This is a genomic window from Pseudaminobacter soli (ex Li et al. 2025) (genome assembly GCF_003012705.1).
Lineage (GTDB): Bacteria > Pseudomonadota > Alphaproteobacteria > Rhizobiales > Rhizobiaceae > Pseudaminobacter > Pseudaminobacter soli.
Genome location: NZ_PXYL01000002.1, coordinates 475,330 through 491,013, shown reverse-complemented (window position 1 = coordinate 491,013; position 15,684 = coordinate 475,330). Strand labels below are relative to the sequence as shown.

Sequence of the window (15,684 nt, the reverse complement as noted above, 5' to 3'; positions counted from 1 at the left end):
TCGCTCTCTGCAGAGGCTACGATGAACCAGAACTCCCCCGATCTCAGTAAACCCACCTTGATCCGGTCACTACTGATGGGACAGGCGCCCACGTTACAAGGTGCAGTAAGGAGTCACCGGCTTTATCGTGCCAAAATCGCTGACGATCTCGTAGCTGACACCGTCTTCCAGCGCCTTACCGATATAGGAGTGGCAAAGCGTGTGGTTGTTGGTGGCATCGACCCTGACCGTTCCTTGCGGCGCCTCGAATTCCACCTTGGGCAGGGCGGCCAGCACCTCCGCATCCGCGAACGAACCAGCCTTTTCCGCGGCCAGGGCATAGAGGTGAAGGCCGTTATAGCCGGCTTCGCCGATACCGTTCACCATCTTCTCCTGGCCGAACTTCTCGCGGAAGCTGGCGATGAACTTCTTGTTCACGGGATTGTCCAGCGACATCCAGTAGGGCTGCGGCGCGTAAGTGCCGGCGGCCACGCCTGCGGGCAGCGCGTCCTTGTTGAACACCTCGTCGAGCGGCGCGATGAGCGGCTGCTTCACGTCGAAGCTGCGATACTGCTTCAGCTGCGTGACCGCGTCATTGCCGACGACCATCGACCAGACAACATCCGGCTTCAGGTCGCGGATCTTCTGGAATGCCGGGCCGAAATCCGTGGTGCCAAACGGACAATAGTCCGCGCCGACGATCTTGCCGCCGACCTTTTCGTAGGCTGCGGTGATAGCCTCGGTCATCTTCTGCGGCCAAGCATAGTCGGATGCCATGACGTAGATCGTCTTGCCCAGGTTTTCGGCCACCCAGGGCATCATCGGATCGACCTGCTGCATGGGGATCGGGCCGGTTGCCACGAAATACTTGTCGCATTCCCCGCCCTCGAAATTCGTCGGGTAGAAGAAGAGCTTCTTGGCGCGCGACGTGACCGACAGAGTGGCGCTGCGCTCGGGCGAGATGATGGTGCCCATCACGACATCGACCTTGTCCTGGTTGATGAGCTTGCGGGCCTTGTCGACGGCTCCCTTGGTCGTGGTCTGGTTGTCTTCGATCACCAGTTCGACCTTCCGTCCGCCGATACCGTTGGCGGCATTCAGCTCGTCGGCCGCCAGGCGATAGCAGTTGAGCAGCGTTTCGCCGAGAATGGCCTGAAGCCCGGTGATCGGTATCGACAGGCCGACCTTCATCGTGTCGGCTGCGCGCAGGATGCCAGGCATTCCGATTGCGGAAGCGGCCGCGAACGCGCCGCCAGCCTTGATGAGGGTTCGCCTGTTCAGGATAAGCTTTGTCATTGTTATGTTCCCCTTCGAATTTCGAGCGGGCACGATGCACGCTCTAGAGAGCCAGTAATTCTTTGAGAATAGTCTCGTCAGCCAGTTCGGCCGGCGTTGCCGAATGCACGATCTTGCCCTTCTCGATCACGAAGCAGCGATCTGAAGCCTGGAGCGCGAGATCCAGATTCTGTTCCACCAGCACGACGGCGAGCCCGCGTTCGCGAGCGATGCGCGGAATAATGTCCGCGATCGACTGGACGATATTGGGCTGGATGCCTTCCGATGGCTCGTCGAGAAGCAGGACGGAGGGGCGACCGCACAAAGCCCGACCGATTGCCAGCTGCTGCTGCTGGCCGCCGGAAAGAGTGCCTGCGATCTGCCCTTGCCGTTCGCGCAAGATCGGGAAGTAGTGGAACACATCTTCTGGAATGCCCTGCCCACCGCGCAGACTAGCCGCGCGGGTTCCCACCTCGAGGTTTTCGCGAACCGTGAGGGCGTTGAATATGCCTCGCCCCTGAGGCACATGCGCAATTCCGGCCCGCGCGCGGCGGAAGGCCGGCAGGCGGATCAGCTCTTGCCCATCGAGCGTGATGGAGCCGGAAGTGGCACGCAGCCAGCCCGCAATGACGCGCAGCATCGTCGTTTTGCCGGCACCGTTGCGACCGAGCAGTCCTACAACCTCTCCGGCCTCGACCCGCAGGTCGATACCGTTCAAAACGGGCAGAGCGCCATAGCCGCCGGAAAGTCCGCGGATCATCAGCATCCTCAGCGCCTCCCCAGATAGACGTTGCGGACCGTCTCGTCGGCTTCGATCTCGCGGAACGGTCCGCTGCGCAGCTTGCGGCCCTGGTGAAGCACCAGCGTTTCGCAATCCAGCGCACGGACGAAGCGGATGTCGTGCTCCACCGCCACGATCGAGAACTCGCCTTTCAGTCGCAATAGCAGTTCTGCAGTGGCGAGCGTTTCCTGCGGCGTCATGCCGGCAGTCGGCTCGTCGAGGAGCAGAAGCTTGGGGCCGATTGCGATTGCCATGCCGATTTCCAGCCATTGCTTCTGCCCATGGGCGAGTTCTCCGGCAAGCTTACCGGCAACCCGGTCGAGTTGGACGAGCTCCAGCAATTCCTTTGTGCTTCGCGCCGCCGATGCGGTTCCCCAGCGGGCGACGTCGAGGTTCTCTTCGACCGACAGCGAGGGAAAGACAGACGGTATCTGGAATTTGCGCGCAACGCCGAGCCGCGCGATGCGGTTGAGGCCGAGCCCAGTGATCGATGTTCCGGCAAAGAGGACCGAACCTTGAGACGGTCGCAGGGTGCCCGTCAGCACATTGAGGAAGGTGCTTTTGCCGGCGCCGTTCGGCCCGATAATGCAGGAAAGCTCCCGCTCGCCCACGGCATAGTCGATGCCGTCCAGTGCCTTCAGACCGCCGAAACGGACGCCGATGCCTGATGCTTTGAGCAGTGCTTGGCTCATCGGGCAGGCTCCGTCTTGCGGAAGATCGCCTTGAGCCGAGAGAAGATCGACAGAACTCCATCGGGAAGGGCGAACACGATGACGATGAAGAGGAGGCCGAGGATGAGTGGCCACAGGCTCGGATTGAAGCTGCTGATCTCCTGCTGCGCACGCTGAATGACCAGCGCACCGACCACAGGCCCAAGCAGCGTGCCGCGCCCGCCGACAGCCACCCAGACGGTGACTTCGGTCGAGAGAAGAAGGCCGGAAAGATCCGGTGCGATCAGTCCCGCCATGCAGACGTAGAGCGCGCCAGCCAGTCCCGCGATCGCCGCCGAAACGACGAAGGTGAGGAGCAGGCGAAGCGAAGCGTTGTGCCCGAGTGCAGCAGCACGAACCTCGTTGTCCTGGATCGCGGTGAGCACCTTGCCCCAGCGTCCGCGGCTGAGCTGCCAGAGCAGCAGCACGACAATGGCGACGATAATCGAGATGAAGACGTAGCTCGCAAGATCCTGGCCGAGGTCGATGCGGATGCCCGCGAAATCGATCTCGAGCGGCGGGATGCCGATCAGCCCGCTGTCGCCTCCGGTCACCGAGCTCCACGAGATGGCGGCCTGCTGGCAGATGACACCGGTGGCAAGCGTGACGATCGTGAAGTAGCTGCCGCGGATGCCACCGAAGAAAAGGAAGTACCCGATTACGGCGGCGAGGAGTGCGGCGGCGGCTATGGCGCCCAGAAGGCCGACGAGGCCCGCCAAGGGAACGGACCCATTGAGCGTGATAAGCGCCATGACATAGCCGCCGAGGCCGAAGAAGGCTGCGTGGCCGAAGCAGAGGATGCCGGTCCGGCCCCAGAAGAAGTCCAGGCTGGCAGCGAACAGGCCGAATATCAGAGCATCGCGGATGACCGTGAGCTGGTAGCCGTCCGCAAAGAACGGATAGACGATCAGGAGGATCAGTCCGGTGGCGAAGAGCGTGAGCCAGTTGCGGTCGCGTTCGGTCATCGGAAAGCTCCGCCCAAGAGGCCATTGGGCCGTAGGCGCACGACAATGATGGCGGCGAGCAGAACGAGCGCCTGCGCCAGAGATGGCGAAATCTGGTAGTTGAGGATGCTGGTCAGCCCGCCGACGAAGACGCTGCCGGCGAGCAGGCCGGCGATCGATCCCGCGCCTCCGACAATCACGACGAAGAATGCATTCGCCAAGTAGTTCACGCCCATCTGCGGAAGCACGATCGCCAGGGGCGCGACCAGCCCGCCGGCAAGACCGGCAATGGCCGCGCCGAAGGCGAATGCAATTGCGTAGCTGCGCCGGGTGTTGATGCCTACGCCCTCCGCCATCTCCCGGTTCTGAATGACCGTGCGGATGTCGAGGCCGAACGAAGTTCGGTTCACCAGCAGGATGACGGCAGTCAATGTTGCGGCCGCAATGCCGATCAGGATCAACCTGTAGGCGGGGTACACGGCCACTATCAAGTCGACTGTGCCTTCCACCGGCGGTGACACCGGCTTGGCGCCCAGGCCGAAGGCGAGTTCCAGGCTCTGCTGCAGCACGAGGCTGATGCCCCACGTTGCAAGGATCGTGGACATGGGGCGGGAATAAAGGTGTCTGATCACCGCATATTCAAGGACCATGCCAACCAGCCCACCAACGACGGGTGCCGCGAGCAACCCAAACCAGAACGATCCGCCGAGCGACTGAACGAAATAGACGGTGAAGGCGCCGATGGTCACGAACTCGCCATGGGCGAGGTTCGTGACGTTCATGAGGCCGAAGCTGATCGCTAAGCCAAGCCCGACCAGCAGGAGGATGCTGATTAGGGTTAGCGCATTGAGGGTTGTGACAGCAGCGAACTCCATAGGTCAGGCCGCACTTGCCAATCGCGACCGCAGCCGCGCCACAAGGTCCTCTGCCTCGGAGATCACTTTTTCCTGGGATGGCTGGACGTCATGCCCGGCCCACTCGTCGATATGGTCGGACAGCGGGTCGACAACGTCCGTGCGCTGGTTGGCGAGGGTCTCGATGACGGCGTGTCCACAGAAGGGCACATAGCCTTCGGAATATCCGCCTTCATGGGACATTACGAGACGGCCCTCGCAAGTCTCGGCGGCAAGCGCAACCATGCGCGCGGCAAGTCGCCGGAAGCATTCGCTGTTCAGCATCATGCGGCCAAGCGGATCGAAGCCGGAGGCGTCGAAGCCCGATGCGACGACCACGAGGTCGGGGCCAAACGCGCGGACGGCAGGTATCACCACCCGATCGAAAGCGGCCTCATATGCACCTGTGCCGCTGCCTGCGGGCAGAGGAACGTTGATGTTGTATCCCTGGCCTGCGCCTTCGCCATTGGCGGTAATCGCGCCGCGGCCGGTCGGATAAAGATTGTCCTGATGCAGCGAGATGGTGAGCACGGAGGGATCGGAATAGAAGATGGTCTCCGTCCCATTGCCGTGGTGGACATCCCAGTCGACCATCGCCACGCGGCGAACGAGCCCTTCGGCCTGAAGCCGGCGGATCGAAACGCCGATGTTGGAGAACAGGCAGTTGCCCATTGCCGTGTCCGGTTCGGCGTGGTGGCCTGGTGGGCGGGCAAGCGCATAGGCATTATCAACCCGTCCTGTCAGCACCGCGCGCATGGCAGTGTAGGTCGCGCCGGCCGAGAGAAGAGCGATCTCAAAGCTGTTGAACCCGATTGGCGCCTGGGGACCGGCGAAGCTGCTGCCGCCTTCGCTCAGCGACTTGATGTTGTCCACATGGCGCCGGGTATGTACCCGTAGCAGATCTTCGACAGAGACCGGTTCCGGCATGAGCGGAACCAGGTGGCGCGCAAGGCCGCTGACCTGCATCAGGCTGTGAAGGCGGCGCTTGGAGCCCGGCGATTCAAGGTGACGGCCCGGTTCGACGAACTTGCCGGGCGGCATCATGTCGGCGCTCGGGCCGGTGTCGTGCCACATCAGGTGTTCGTGGTAGCAGAACCCGGTCGCCATGGCCTCGATCCTTGAAATCATTCCGAAATTTTGCGCGTCGCGTAGCTCGATCAGCCGACCCGGGGACTAGGCCGCCCTCGGCACACCGAACCGCCATCTGACTGGAAATTGCATTAGCAGGCTAAGGAGCAGTGTACCCGACCCTAAAGGAGGGTGGTCTGCAATTTTCTTCCCCCTCCTTTCGAGTGGGGCTGCAGCACAGCTTGCGCCGCACGGACCGCCTGCACGCGGTTGGCAACGGCGAGCTTGCCGAAGATATTCTTCAGGTGCCATTTGACGGTGGTCTCACTGAGCGAGAGCGCTGTCGCAATCTCCTTGTTGGAAAGCCCGTCCGACAGGCTTTCGAGTAGCTCCAGTTCCCGCGCCGTGAGACCGTGGAGGCCATCTGGCTCGATCTCTCGAGGGGCTCCGCCGAGCTGGTGGCTCTTTTGCGTGACGCTCAGGATTTTCCGCACGTAGCCATGCAGCGGCGGTTCTAGTGCCGAACCCGCCAGAAGCGCCTCCAGCATTTCAGCCATCGGCAATCCCTCGTCGGCAAATGATCGGATGAAGCCCGATGACTGGGCAAGCTTAAGTGCTTCAACGAGATGCTGCAGGGCTTCCGAGTGCATCCTGTCGAGGTGGCATAATTTGGCTGCCAGTATGAGCGCTAGTATGTGTCGGCGCCTTCGTCCCGTACTTCGGGTCCTTGCCAGGAGCGCGTCGAGGATCGAACCGGCTTCGGCATGTTTGCCTTCGGCCATAAGCAGCCGCGCCTCGGCGAAGAACTCGAATTCGTTCGCTATGTCCATTCCGTCCCTGATTGCTCCGGCGCGATGGCTATCCAGGCAATTTCGGGCGACGAGAACTTCCCCTCTTTCGAGCAGGAGCCTGATACGTTCGTGGACAAGGGTCGACGCAAGCCGGACATAAACCGTTCCGCGCACGGTCTCATAAATCCGTCCGAGCATTTCCAGGGCCTCTTCCGAGCGCCCGTTCAAGGCCAGAGCGCGGGCATAGGTCGGCAAGCTTGCCAATGGGTAGAGGATGATGACGGAGCCTTCGATGAGAGGCCCAAGGGTCTCGACGAGCGAGAGCGCCTCGCCGGAGGAATCTGTCTCGTAGACAAGTTCAGAAAGGAGCGTACCTGCCAAAGCTTCCGCGTATGAATTCGGGCCGACCTTAGCACGAGCTTCCGCGATCGCTTCGCGAAGCAGGGTCTCAGCGATGGGCAGACAGGCTGCGCTGCGTTCGACAACCGCAAGGTAGCAGGTGGCGATCGTCGTGCCCAACAGACTGCCGCTGCGGTCATGGGCCTTGCGGGCGGAACCCAGCGCGCGCCGGGCCTCGTCAAGATTGCCCAGGGCATAGTGGTTATAGCCGGCCACATTGGCTGCGGCCCCCTCCATGAACCAGGCATCGGGAGCTAGGTGCCTGAGGGCGGAAAGGGCGCTGTCGCGAGCCTCCTCATACTTCTCGAAGGTGCTGTAGACGGCCGATGCCAACACCTCAAGCTCGACCTCTATCGAAGTGCCGGCCATGGTTCCGGGGTCTGACTTGTCGACCGGTCCGCTCTCGATGAGGCGGCGAGAGGTTGCCAGAGCCTCCAGGGCTGCATCGGGTTGGCTGCTGTGCACGGCAAGCCAGAGCGCGATGAGCTGCAGGCGAACCCGCTGCCCGACGAGCTTGGCAGGAAGCAGCGACAGAAGCTGGCGCACATAAACCAGCTGGCACTGAGCGATGAGTTCCAGGCCGTTATTTTCTACCAGTGAGGCCGCCCGCCCTTGATCGCCTGCTGTCAGCGCATGGCGGATGGCCTCGGCGAGCATCCCTGTCTTGCCGAACCAGTCCGCTGCCGCAAGATGCAGGGATGCTATTAAGTCCGGCTCTCTTCGTTCGAGCTCCCGGCGCAAAAAGTCCCGGAACAGGTGATGGTAACGGAACCATCGGCGTTCATCATCCAGTGCGACGAGGAACAGATTGTGCGCCTCGATCTCGCCAAGGATCGAAGCGGCGTCTCGCTCGCGGAGCACGGTCCGGCAGGCTTCCGCATCGAAGCGCTCGAAAACCGAACTGAGCAGCAAGAAACGCACAAGCTCCGGCCGCAGTCTGGCCATGACATCCGTCAGCAGAAAATCCGCTATGTTGCGGTGAGCACCGGACAGGGTTGCGGCGACAATCTCTGGCTGGCGTTGCGGACCAATTGACAGCGAGGCGAGTTGCAGACCGGCGGCCCAGCCTTCGGTGCGAACGCAAAGGACATCGAGGGCGTCTGGGGCCACGTTGAGACCGAGTTTCCCGTTCAGAAAGGCGTCGGTTTCTTCAAGATCAAAGCGCAGTTGGTCCGGTCCGATCTCGAAAAGATCGCCGGTGACCCTGAGCCTTGCAAGAGGCAAGGAGGGAACATCCCGCGAGCCCATGACGAAAGAGACGTTGGGAGGCGCCTGCCTTATGAGCTGCTCGACAAAGCCCCTGACGGCCTCGCTTTCCACGAGGTGATAATCGTCGACAAAGATGGTTGTCCCCCTGTCATGCGCGAGGCCCGCAGCAATTGCGTTGAGCACTGCCGACGGGCGCAAGAGGGGGCTCGACCGATGCGACCTGTCCAGATCGTCCGGGTCCTTTACCGCGTGTCTCAGGGCCTGGATGAAGTGATCGAGGAACGCGGCTTCGTTGTTGTCATCGGGCTCGCACGACATCCATGCGGTGACGCGGCCGGCGGCTTCCAGCTGATCCCGCCACTGAGACATGGTGGTCGACTTCCCGAAGCCAGCCGGCGCCATGAAGAGGACGAACCGGGTCTCGGCATGCGGCTTGAGCGACGTCAGGATCGCGCTGCGTCGCACCGACCGGTTCGTCTGTCTGATCGGCTTCATCCTCAATTGCCCAATCTCGTCGCGCGGCTTGTGGCTGGCTTTTCCGGAACCGGAGTTGCTTTGCCGTATCGTTGGGCACGCATATTTCCCGTAACCGAAGCGGATCGCAATCGGCTTCGGTGCTTTCCGTCGAGGCTTATGCTCGCATTTCGATGACCGTGTCGGAGGCGCTGCGCGGCGAATGTCGGCGTCGTCATACTTGGATGCGTCCAACTCAGCCGTCTAGGGTCCCTAAAGGACAACTACCGGCGTCCCAACTTTCACGCGGTTGTAAAGGTCCTCTACGTGCGCGTTCAGCATGCGGATGCAGCCATTGGATACGGCACGGCCGATCGTCCATGGCGCGTTGGTGCCATGGATCCGATAGAGGGTGTCACGTCCTCCCTGATAGAGGTAGAGCGCACGAGCACCGAGCGGATTGTGAGGGCCACCCTCCAGGCCTTTGGCATATTTGCCATATTCGCGCCGATTGCGCCGGATCATGTCCTTGGTCGGTTTCCAATGCGGCCATTCTTCCTTGCGACCGACAACGGCGCGGCCAGACCAAGCCAATCCTGCCTTGCCCACGCCAACGCCGTAACGGCGCGCTACGCCCGGCTGTTCGACCAAGTAGAGAAACCTCTTATGTGGGTCGACGACCACCGTGCCGGGCGGATAGTCGCGGGAGAATGCGACCGACTGTGGCGCGTATTTTGGATTGAGAACAAAGTGCCTCTTATGCCTAACCGCCGACGCTCTATGCCCCGCAATGCCAACCTGGGGTACCAGAAACGAAGCGACCAGCCCGAGCACGAACGATCGGCGACTGAACATGAACCGCCCTCCTCGCGCGAAATGCGCCTGAATGGCGATATCTACCCCCAACAGTCTAGCCCACGCTCGTGTTACGTCCAAGGGGATGAAGCGATAGCTTCGAGTTCGCAGCATGGGCGAACAGACAGCCGAGGAACTCGGCCGGTGATGGCGCATTTAGATCAGTCAGGATTAGTCGGTTGGCGATGCGGAGAGGTCGGGCATGCCACTGAACCCAAGCTGGCAGGAGATTCTGCTTCGCCTTCTCCTTACACTGATAGCCGGCGCGCTGATCGGCTTGAACCGTGAAGCCCATGGCAAGGCCGCGGGCCTCCGGACCACGATACTGGTCGGGCTCGCAGCGGCCATCAGCATGGTCCAGGCCAACTTACTGCTGTCCGTCGGCGGCAAGACCCCCGACTCCTTCGCCGTTATGGATGTGCTGCGCTTTCCGCTCGGCGTGCTTACCGGGGTCGGCTTCATCGGCGGCGGCACCATTTTGAGAAAGGGCGATCTTGTCAGCGGGGTTACGACGGCGGCAACGCTTTGGGTGATGACGGCCATAGGCCTGGCATTCGGCGGAGGACAGCTCTGGCTTGGATTTGCCGGCACCCTGCTCTCGCTGGTGACGTTGCTGGCCCTGAAATGGGTCGATCTCAGAATCCCGCGCGAGCACCACGCCATGGTGGCGCTCGGCACCGGTGGTGTGACAGCGCCCGATCTTGCCGCCATCCTCAAGCCGCTCGGCTATGAGGCGCGGCTTGCCGGCACGGATCGCCTTGGCCGCGCCGGTGCGCGACGGTTCGTGTTTGATGTCTCTTGGACCCGGCCCGAGCCTTCCGAACTGCCGCCGGCCCTGCTGGCGACGCTTGCGCAATACGGTGACGTCGAGGAAATTCGCATGTCCAGCGAGACTACGGGCTAATGCATGCCGTTACCTGGCGAAGATGGCCAGGAGAAGAGCCAGCACAACGATGCCTGCCAGCCCGGCAATGAAAATCAGTCGCCGCGTTCGGGTGCGCAAGACTATCTCGCCTTGCCGTGCCTGCTCGGCTGAAAAGACGGGACCCTTTGAGTGATGATCCCTTGCCTTGCTGGGTTCCTTCATCTCAGACTGCCTATCTCACCACAAAAAGATCGGCCGGCGATCTGATGCCCTTCCCCTCCCGTTAACAAGGGTTGGCGGCAAACGTTCCTCCAACACGCGGGTGTTGTATCAGCCCTGTCCGGCGCGCAGTCCGCGTTCGCTGGCTACAAGCACGATCGGCTGCGGGCATTTAGCGACAACAGACATCGCGGTGGGCCCAAAGAACAAGTCGGATCCGGGCCGCTGTGCCGCGCCCATGACCACGAGCGCGGCCTGCCTCGCTTCACGACAGATCGCCTCATCGGCGCTGGCATGTGTGCGGATCACCGTCCGAACCGGCACATCGTACCGGTCCGCGAGTTCCACGATTTCCTTGAGCATTGCCTCCTCCCGCCAGCGGGATATGGAAGGGCGCCGACCGACCCGCTTTTCGCGAATTACATAGAGGACCTTGACATGCGCCTTGCGCGGCCGCGCCAGTGCCAGGGCTATGTCCGCAGCTCGGCGCGCGACCTCCGTTCCGTTGATCGGGACGAGGATGGTCGAACCCTTGGTGAGCCTGGGCATCGGGCGGGCATTCGCCTCCCCTTGCAAGACAAGACAGAGCGCTCCGTCAAACCCGGCGGCGATATCGTGGAGCCTGGGTGCGAAAGCTCCGTTGCCGCTTGTGCTCCCGGCCAGCCCCACGAAGAGCAAGTCATATCCTTTGCGGGATTCGCCAGCCACAGCCTCGGTGGTCACTGGGATCTCATTCCGCGCGGTCAGGTGAATCTCCTCCACCTCGGTACCTTCGTCCTGCTGCACGGCGTTGGCGCTCGACTTTGCCGCCCTCCTCAACTGCCTGACATGTTCGCGAGGTTTGCCACCGGGCAGGCATGAGGACAGGTCTGCATGCTGGCGCAACAGTGTGATCGGCATGCCGCTGCCGCCCCCGATTATGCCGGCAAGCCGCGTGGTGAACTTCCCAATGGCGCTGTCGTCCACGATGACAAGCAGACGTTCCAATCCGGCCACGAAGCCGCGCTCGTCCAGCGCTTCATGCTCGATACGCTCTTTCTCCTCAACGCCCATCGGCAGTCGCCGGAGCGCCCAACGCAGCATGGGCGGCATCGACAGGGTCGTGCAGACCGCCATGGTGACGATCATGGTGAAAAGGGTGCCCGACAGGATATTTGCCGACAGGCCGATGCTCGCCACGATGACCTCGGTCGAGCCGCGTGCGTTCATTGCACAGCCGACGGCCGTCGCTTCTTTCCAGGACATGCCGGCGGCCCTTCCGCCAAGGAAGGCACCGCTGAACTTGCCGACGCTGGCAATCGCGATGAGTGCCACGGTAAGCAGGGCGAGGTACGGATCTGCAAGCACGGTAAGGTTCGCCGATAGCCCGGCCATGCCGAAGAACACCGGCATGAACAGCGCGGTGATGATGCCCCGCAACTGCGCCTCGATGTGCCGCGACAGGATTGGCGACTCGCCGATCAGAATACCGGCCACGAAGGCGCCGAGCACCGTATGGACGCCAATCAGGTTGGTGATCCAGGCCATGGTTCCCATGATGATGAGGATCACGGTGATGACAGCGTACTCGCTCTGGAGCTCGTCATTGCTCCAGCGGATCAACGAAAAGACAATCCGCCGCCCGATGGTGAAGCTGAAGATCATGAAGGCCGCGAGCGCCGCGACTGTGCCCATCAAGGACAGTGGCTCGACCTTCCCATGCGTGGCGATGCCGAAGGTGACGGCGATGATGAGCCAGCCGATCGTGTCCTCGATGATGGCGGAGGAAACGATGATCTGCCCCAGATTGCGGCGCATGAAGTTCATCTCGCGAACCACCATGGCCACGATCTTTACCGACGAGATCGACAGCGCCGTGCCTAAGAATATCCCGGCGACCAGGCGCTGGTTCGGATCGGGCAACAGCGATTGCGGCAGGAAGAACGAAAACGCGAAGCCTAAGACGAAGGGGACGATTATGCCTGCCGTCGATATGGAGAGGCAGGCGGCGCCGACCCGACGCACCAGCTTGAGGTCGGTCTCCATGCCCGTAAGCATGAGCAGCAGCAGGATACCCAGCTGGGACACCGCCTCGATCATGCTCTTCTGAGCTGGATCGGACGGAAAGACGCTGTGCTGCAGGGATGGCCAAAGCCAGCCGAACAAGGTCGGCCCGAGAAGGATGCCGCCAATGAGCTGGCCCATGATCGCTGGCTGGTCGAACCGCTGAAAAAGCTCGCCAAGGCCGCGTCCCACGACAAGCAGAAGCACGAGTTCCAGCACGAAGATACCTTCGCTGGAGCCGGTCAAGCCCACCCCGGCAGCCGCTGAATCTGGTGCGGTCGCGGCACTGGCCTGTGACGCGACGATCAACAGAAAGCACGCCACGCAAGCCATCCGGCCGCGTCCTTGACGACTTTCTCTGGCCATCGTCTTCTCCGCCATCTGTCCGGCACAATGTACTACGCCTGCAGACGTTACGCACTTGTGCCAAATCAGGGGTGGAGGCCCCAAACGCAAAGGCGAGCCCGGATTTTGATTTCGCCAGGGGCTCGCTACGCTGACGCTTTAGTTCAAGACCGGAACATGTAGTCCGACGCTGGCCGCGCCTTCAGGATAGCCGAAAAGCGCGGGTCGAAGGCACGGGAGATGGGCTCTGCCGCCGCGCCGAGCGCCACCGCCCAGGGATCGCCAAGGCCGGGCTGCAGGCGCGGCTGCGGAAAACGTTCCTTTCGCTCGGACACCGAGGACAGCAAGGGCTGCATCCGCTCCACCAATTTTTCGATGAGCGAGCGCGGCGCGCCGCCGCAAAGGATGATCGTCTGCGGATCGAACACCGATTCCAGGAGTTGCACCGTCCATCGCAGGCGCTCGGCCGCCTTGTCGATCCAGTTTTCCACACGTCGGTCGGCGCGCGTGACGGCATCGGCGATCAGCGCGAACAGCTCCGGATCGGCCGGATCGAGCTCGAGTGCCTTACACAGCGAGGCGATCGACGCAAAATGCTCCAGCGGGGCGACGCTGCCCGCATTGTCCGGTGACAGCGCCAGCACCATGCCGATTTCGCCGGCATTGCCATAGGCGCCGCCATAGCGCTCCCCATTGACGATGAGCCCTGCGCCAAGGCCGTAACCAAGGAAAACGCAGATGGCATGGTCGACGCCATGGGCGGCGCCGAGCAGCTTTTCGGCCGTCGCGGCCGCCGCCGCGTCGTTCTGAAGTGCGACCTCCAGGCCGGTTCCTGCGGCGACGGTCTGCACGAGCGGAAAGTTCTGCCACGCCGTCATCGCCCAAGGATCGCCATAGGGCGCGCTGATGCCGAACGGTCCGGGCATTGCGATGCTGAGGCCCACGAGCCGCTCTTCTGCCTGCGGAATGCGGCCACATAGCTCGAGGCGTGCGCGTTCGACGAGGCCGAGCACCACTTTCACGCCCTCGGTCGGCCCGCCTTCGGGAAGATTGGCCTCCATCCGCGCCAGAACGTCGCCGACCAGATTGACCGCGATGGCGCGCGTCACATGCCTGTCGATCTGCAGGCCGATGGCGAAGGCGCCCTCGGGCACGAGCCGGTAGAGCGTGGCCGGCTGCCCCCTGCCCTTGCGCAAGACGCCTTGCGACATCACCAGCCCGTCGCGCGACAATTCCTCGATGATGTTGGAGACCGTCTGCGGCGTCAGCCGGGTCGCTCGCGCGAGGTCTGCACGGGACAGCGCACCGTTGACCCTGAGCGCATCGATCATGACGCGGCGGTTGTGCGCGCTTGCGCCGCCGAGATTGGTGCCGCTTTTGGCCCGAATTTGCCGCATCTCGTTCATAACCGACCCTCTTGACAGTTTCCCGATATTGACCGAGGAATATTTCAAGACAATTGATTTAATGAGAAAATGCAAGTTTTTCGGTAAAGAGGGGCCAGCCGGGGCAAAATGCAGGCTGGGCTCGGTTGCTTCCGAAAAAGCGTTGATCAAAATTCGATGTCAGAAGTCCAGGACCACCCGGTGGAGGAGAGAGAATGTTGAAATCCATCAAGACGGCGCTGCTCGGCGCAACCCTTTTCAGCGCCGCGCTCAGCGGCGTCGCCCATGCGGAGACCAAGCTCAACGCGCTTTTCATGGCGCAGGCCGCCTATAGCGAAGCCGACGTGCGCGCAATGACGGACGCCTTCACCAAGGCCAATCCGGACATCTCGGTCAATATCGAGTTCGTTCCCTATGAAGGCCTGCACGACAAGACCGTGCTCGCGCAGGGTTCGGGCGGCGGTTACGACGTCGTGCTGTTCGACGTGATCTGGCCGGCCGAATACGCCACCAACAACGTGCTGGTCGACATCTCCGACCGCATCACGCCGGCGATGAAGGAAGGCGTGCTGCCGGGCGCCTGGACCACGGTCGAGTATGAAGGCAAGCGCTACGGCCTGCCGTGGATCCTCGACACCAAGTATCTCTTCTACAACAAGGAAATCCTTGAGAAGGCCGGCATCGCGAACCCGCCGAAAACCTGGGCCGAGCTTGCCGACCAGGCCAAGATCATCAAGGAAAAGGGTGTTCTAGATACGCCGATCGCCTGGAGCTGGTCGCAGGCCGAAGCCGCGATCTGCGATTACACGACGCTGGTCAGCGCCTTCGGCGGCGACTTCCTGAAGGACGGCAAGCCCGCCTTCCAGACCGGCGGTGGCCTGGATGCGCTGAACTACATGGTGACGTCGTATTCGTCGGGCCTGACCAACCCGAACTCGAAGGAATTCCTCGAGGAGGACGTGCGCCGCGTGTTCCAGAATGGCGAGGCTGCTTTCGCCCTCAACTGGACTTACATGTACAACATGGCCAACGACCCCAAGGAGAGCAAGGTCGCAGGCAAGGTCGGCGTCGTGCCGGCACCGGGCGTCGAAGGCAAGAGCGAGGTCTCGGCTGTCAACGGCTCGATGGGCCTTGGCATCACCACCACCAGCAAGCACCAGGACGAAGCCTGGAAGTACATAGAGTTCATGACGTCGCAGGCGACGCAGAACGCCTACGCCAAGCTCAGCCTGCCGATCTGGACCTCGTCCTATGACGATCCGGCCGTCAGCGCCGGCCAGGAAGACATGATCGCTGCGGCCAAGGTCGCGCTGGCGGCCATGTATCCGCGCCCGACGACTCCGAAGTACCAGGAGCTGTCGACCGCGCTGCAGCTGGCCGTCCAGGAAGCCATCCTTGGCCAGTCGAAGCCTGAGGATGCGCTCAACACCGCTGCAGAGAACAGCGGCCTCTGATAATGTAGATTTGCCT

The 15,684-nt window shown here is 62.2% G+C and carries 12 protein-coding genes; 2 read left to right on the top strand and 10 right to left on the bottom strand.

Annotated elements, in window-relative coordinates; all coding sequences use genetic code 11:
• Positions 1 to 93: 93 nt before the first annotated feature.
• From C7I85_RS05875 to C7I85_RS05840, 8 genes are all read right to left on the bottom strand, one after another.
• Positions 94 to 1,275 (bottom strand): substrate-binding protein, encoded by a 1,182-nt coding sequence (locus C7I85_RS05875; protein WP_245444821.1) that lies wholly within the window; start codon positions 1,273 to 1,275, stop codon positions 94 to 96.
• Positions 1,276 to 1,318: 43 nt separating this feature from the next.
• Positions 1,319 to 2,020, bottom strand: a complete 702-nt coding sequence (locus C7I85_RS05870; RefSeq protein WP_106722994.1) for an ABC transporter ATP-binding protein — start codon at positions 2,018 to 2,020, stop codon at positions 1,319 to 1,321.
• 2 nt (positions 2,021 to 2,022) lie between these two features.
• Complete coding sequence (locus C7I85_RS05865) at positions 2,023 to 2,727, bottom strand: ATP-binding cassette domain-containing protein (protein ID WP_106722993.1); 705 nt, start codon at positions 2,725 to 2,727, stop codon at positions 2,023 to 2,025.
• Positions 2,724 to 3,710, bottom strand: coding sequence for a branched-chain amino acid ABC transporter permease (locus C7I85_RS05860; RefSeq protein WP_106722992.1), 987 nt, complete (start codon positions 3,708 to 3,710; stop codon positions 2,724 to 2,726). Before C7I85_RS05860 ends, C7I85_RS05865 begins: the two co-directional genes overlap by 4 nt.
• The gene (gene urtB / locus C7I85_RS05855; protein WP_106722991.1) at positions 3,707 to 4,564 is read right to left on the bottom strand and encodes an urea ABC transporter permease subunit UrtB; all 858 of its coding nucleotides are present in this window, start codon (positions 4,562 to 4,564) and stop codon (positions 3,707 to 3,709) included. The genes C7I85_RS05860 and urtB overlap by 4 nt, the downstream gene beginning before the upstream one ends.
• Before the next feature lie 3 nt (positions 4,565 to 4,567).
• Positions 4,568 to 5,689, bottom strand: coding sequence for a class II histone deacetylase (locus C7I85_RS05850; RefSeq protein WP_106723101.1), 1,122 nt, complete (start codon positions 5,687 to 5,689; stop codon positions 4,568 to 4,570).
• Between the two features lie 143 nt (positions 5,690 to 5,832).
• The gene (locus tag C7I85_RS05845) at positions 5,833 to 8,544 is read right to left on the bottom strand and encodes a LuxR C-terminal-related transcriptional regulator (protein ID WP_106722990.1); all 2,712 of its coding nucleotides are present in this window, start codon (positions 8,542 to 8,544) and stop codon (positions 5,833 to 5,835) included.
• Positions 8,545 to 8,775: 231 nt separating this feature from the next.
• Complete coding sequence (locus tag C7I85_RS05840) at positions 8,776 to 9,357, bottom strand: L,D-transpeptidase (RefSeq protein WP_181257097.1); 582 nt, start codon at positions 9,355 to 9,357, stop codon at positions 8,776 to 8,778.
• 202 nt (positions 9,358 to 9,559) lie between these two features.
• On the opposite strand from C7I85_RS05840, the gene C7I85_RS05835 reads away from it, so the two are divergent.
• Positions 9,560 to 10,261 carry an MgtC/SapB family protein gene (locus C7I85_RS05835; protein WP_106722989.1) on the top strand — a complete coding sequence of 234 codons (702 nt, stop codon included), beginning with the start codon at positions 9,560 to 9,562 and terminating at the stop codon, positions 10,259 to 10,261.
• Between the two features lie 291 nt (positions 10,262 to 10,552).
• Here the strand turns inward: C7I85_RS05835 and C7I85_RS05825 are convergent, their stop codons facing one another.
• Positions 10,553 to 12,730 (bottom strand): cation:proton antiporter, encoded by a 2,178-nt coding sequence (locus tag C7I85_RS05825; protein ID WP_245444820.1) that lies wholly within the window; start codon positions 12,728 to 12,730, stop codon positions 10,553 to 10,555.
• Between the two features lie 263 nt (positions 12,731 to 12,993).
• Positions 12,994 to 14,235: an ROK family transcriptional regulator gene (locus tag C7I85_RS05820; protein WP_106722986.1), complete on the bottom strand. Its 1,242-nt coding sequence runs from the start codon at positions 14,233 to 14,235 to the stop codon at positions 12,994 to 12,996.
• 194 nt (positions 14,236 to 14,429) lie between these two features.
• On the opposite strand from C7I85_RS05820, the gene C7I85_RS05815 reads away from it, so the two are divergent.
• Positions 14,430 to 15,668: an extracellular solute-binding protein gene (locus C7I85_RS05815; RefSeq protein WP_106722985.1), complete on the top strand. Its 1,239-nt coding sequence runs from the start codon at positions 14,430 to 14,432 to the stop codon at positions 15,666 to 15,668.
• Positions 15,669 to 15,684 lie beyond the last annotated feature (16 nt).

What these genes read in the sequence shown, in the direction of transcription:
- C7I85_RS05845 (WP_106722990.1), bottom strand. Translation starts at nt 8,544, where the DNA reads ATGAAGCCGATCAGACAGACGAACCGGTCGGTGCGACGCAGCGCGATC.
- C7I85_RS05860 (WP_106722992.1), bottom strand. Translation starts at nt 3,710, where the DNA reads ATGACCGAACGCGACCGCAACTGGCTCACGCTCTTCGCCACCGGACTG.
- C7I85_RS05865 (WP_106722993.1), bottom strand. Translation starts at nt 2,727, where the DNA reads ATGAGCCAAGCACTGCTCAAAGCATCAGGCATCGGCGTCCGTTTCGGC.
- C7I85_RS05840 (WP_181257097.1), bottom strand. Translation starts at nt 9,357, where the DNA reads ATGTTCAGTCGCCGATCGTTCGTGCTCGGGCTGGTCGCTTCGTTTCTG.
- C7I85_RS05850 (WP_106723101.1), bottom strand. Translation starts at nt 5,689, where the DNA reads ATGGCGACCGGGTTCTGCTACCACGAACACCTGATGTGGCACGACACC.
- urtB (WP_106722991.1), bottom strand. Translation starts at nt 4,564, where the DNA reads ATGGAGTTCGCTGCTGTCACAACCCTCAATGCGCTAACCCTAATCAGC.
- C7I85_RS05835 (WP_106722989.1), top strand. Translation starts at nt 9,560, where the DNA reads ATGCCACTGAACCCAAGCTGGCAGGAGATTCTGCTTCGCCTTCTCCTT.
- C7I85_RS05875 (WP_245444821.1), bottom strand. Translation starts at nt 1,275, where the DNA reads ATGACAAAGCTTATCCTGAACAGGCGAACCCTCATCAAGGCTGGCGGC.
- C7I85_RS05870 (WP_106722994.1), bottom strand. Translation starts at nt 2,020, where the DNA reads ATGCTGATGATCCGCGGACTTTCCGGCGGCTATGGCGCTCTGCCCGTT.
- C7I85_RS05815 (WP_106722985.1), top strand. Translation starts at nt 14,430, where the DNA reads ATGTTGAAATCCATCAAGACGGCGCTGCTCGGCGCAACCCTTTTCAGC.
- C7I85_RS05820 (WP_106722986.1), bottom strand. Translation starts at nt 14,235, where the DNA reads ATGAACGAGATGCGGCAAATTCGGGCCAAAAGCGGCACCAATCTCGGC.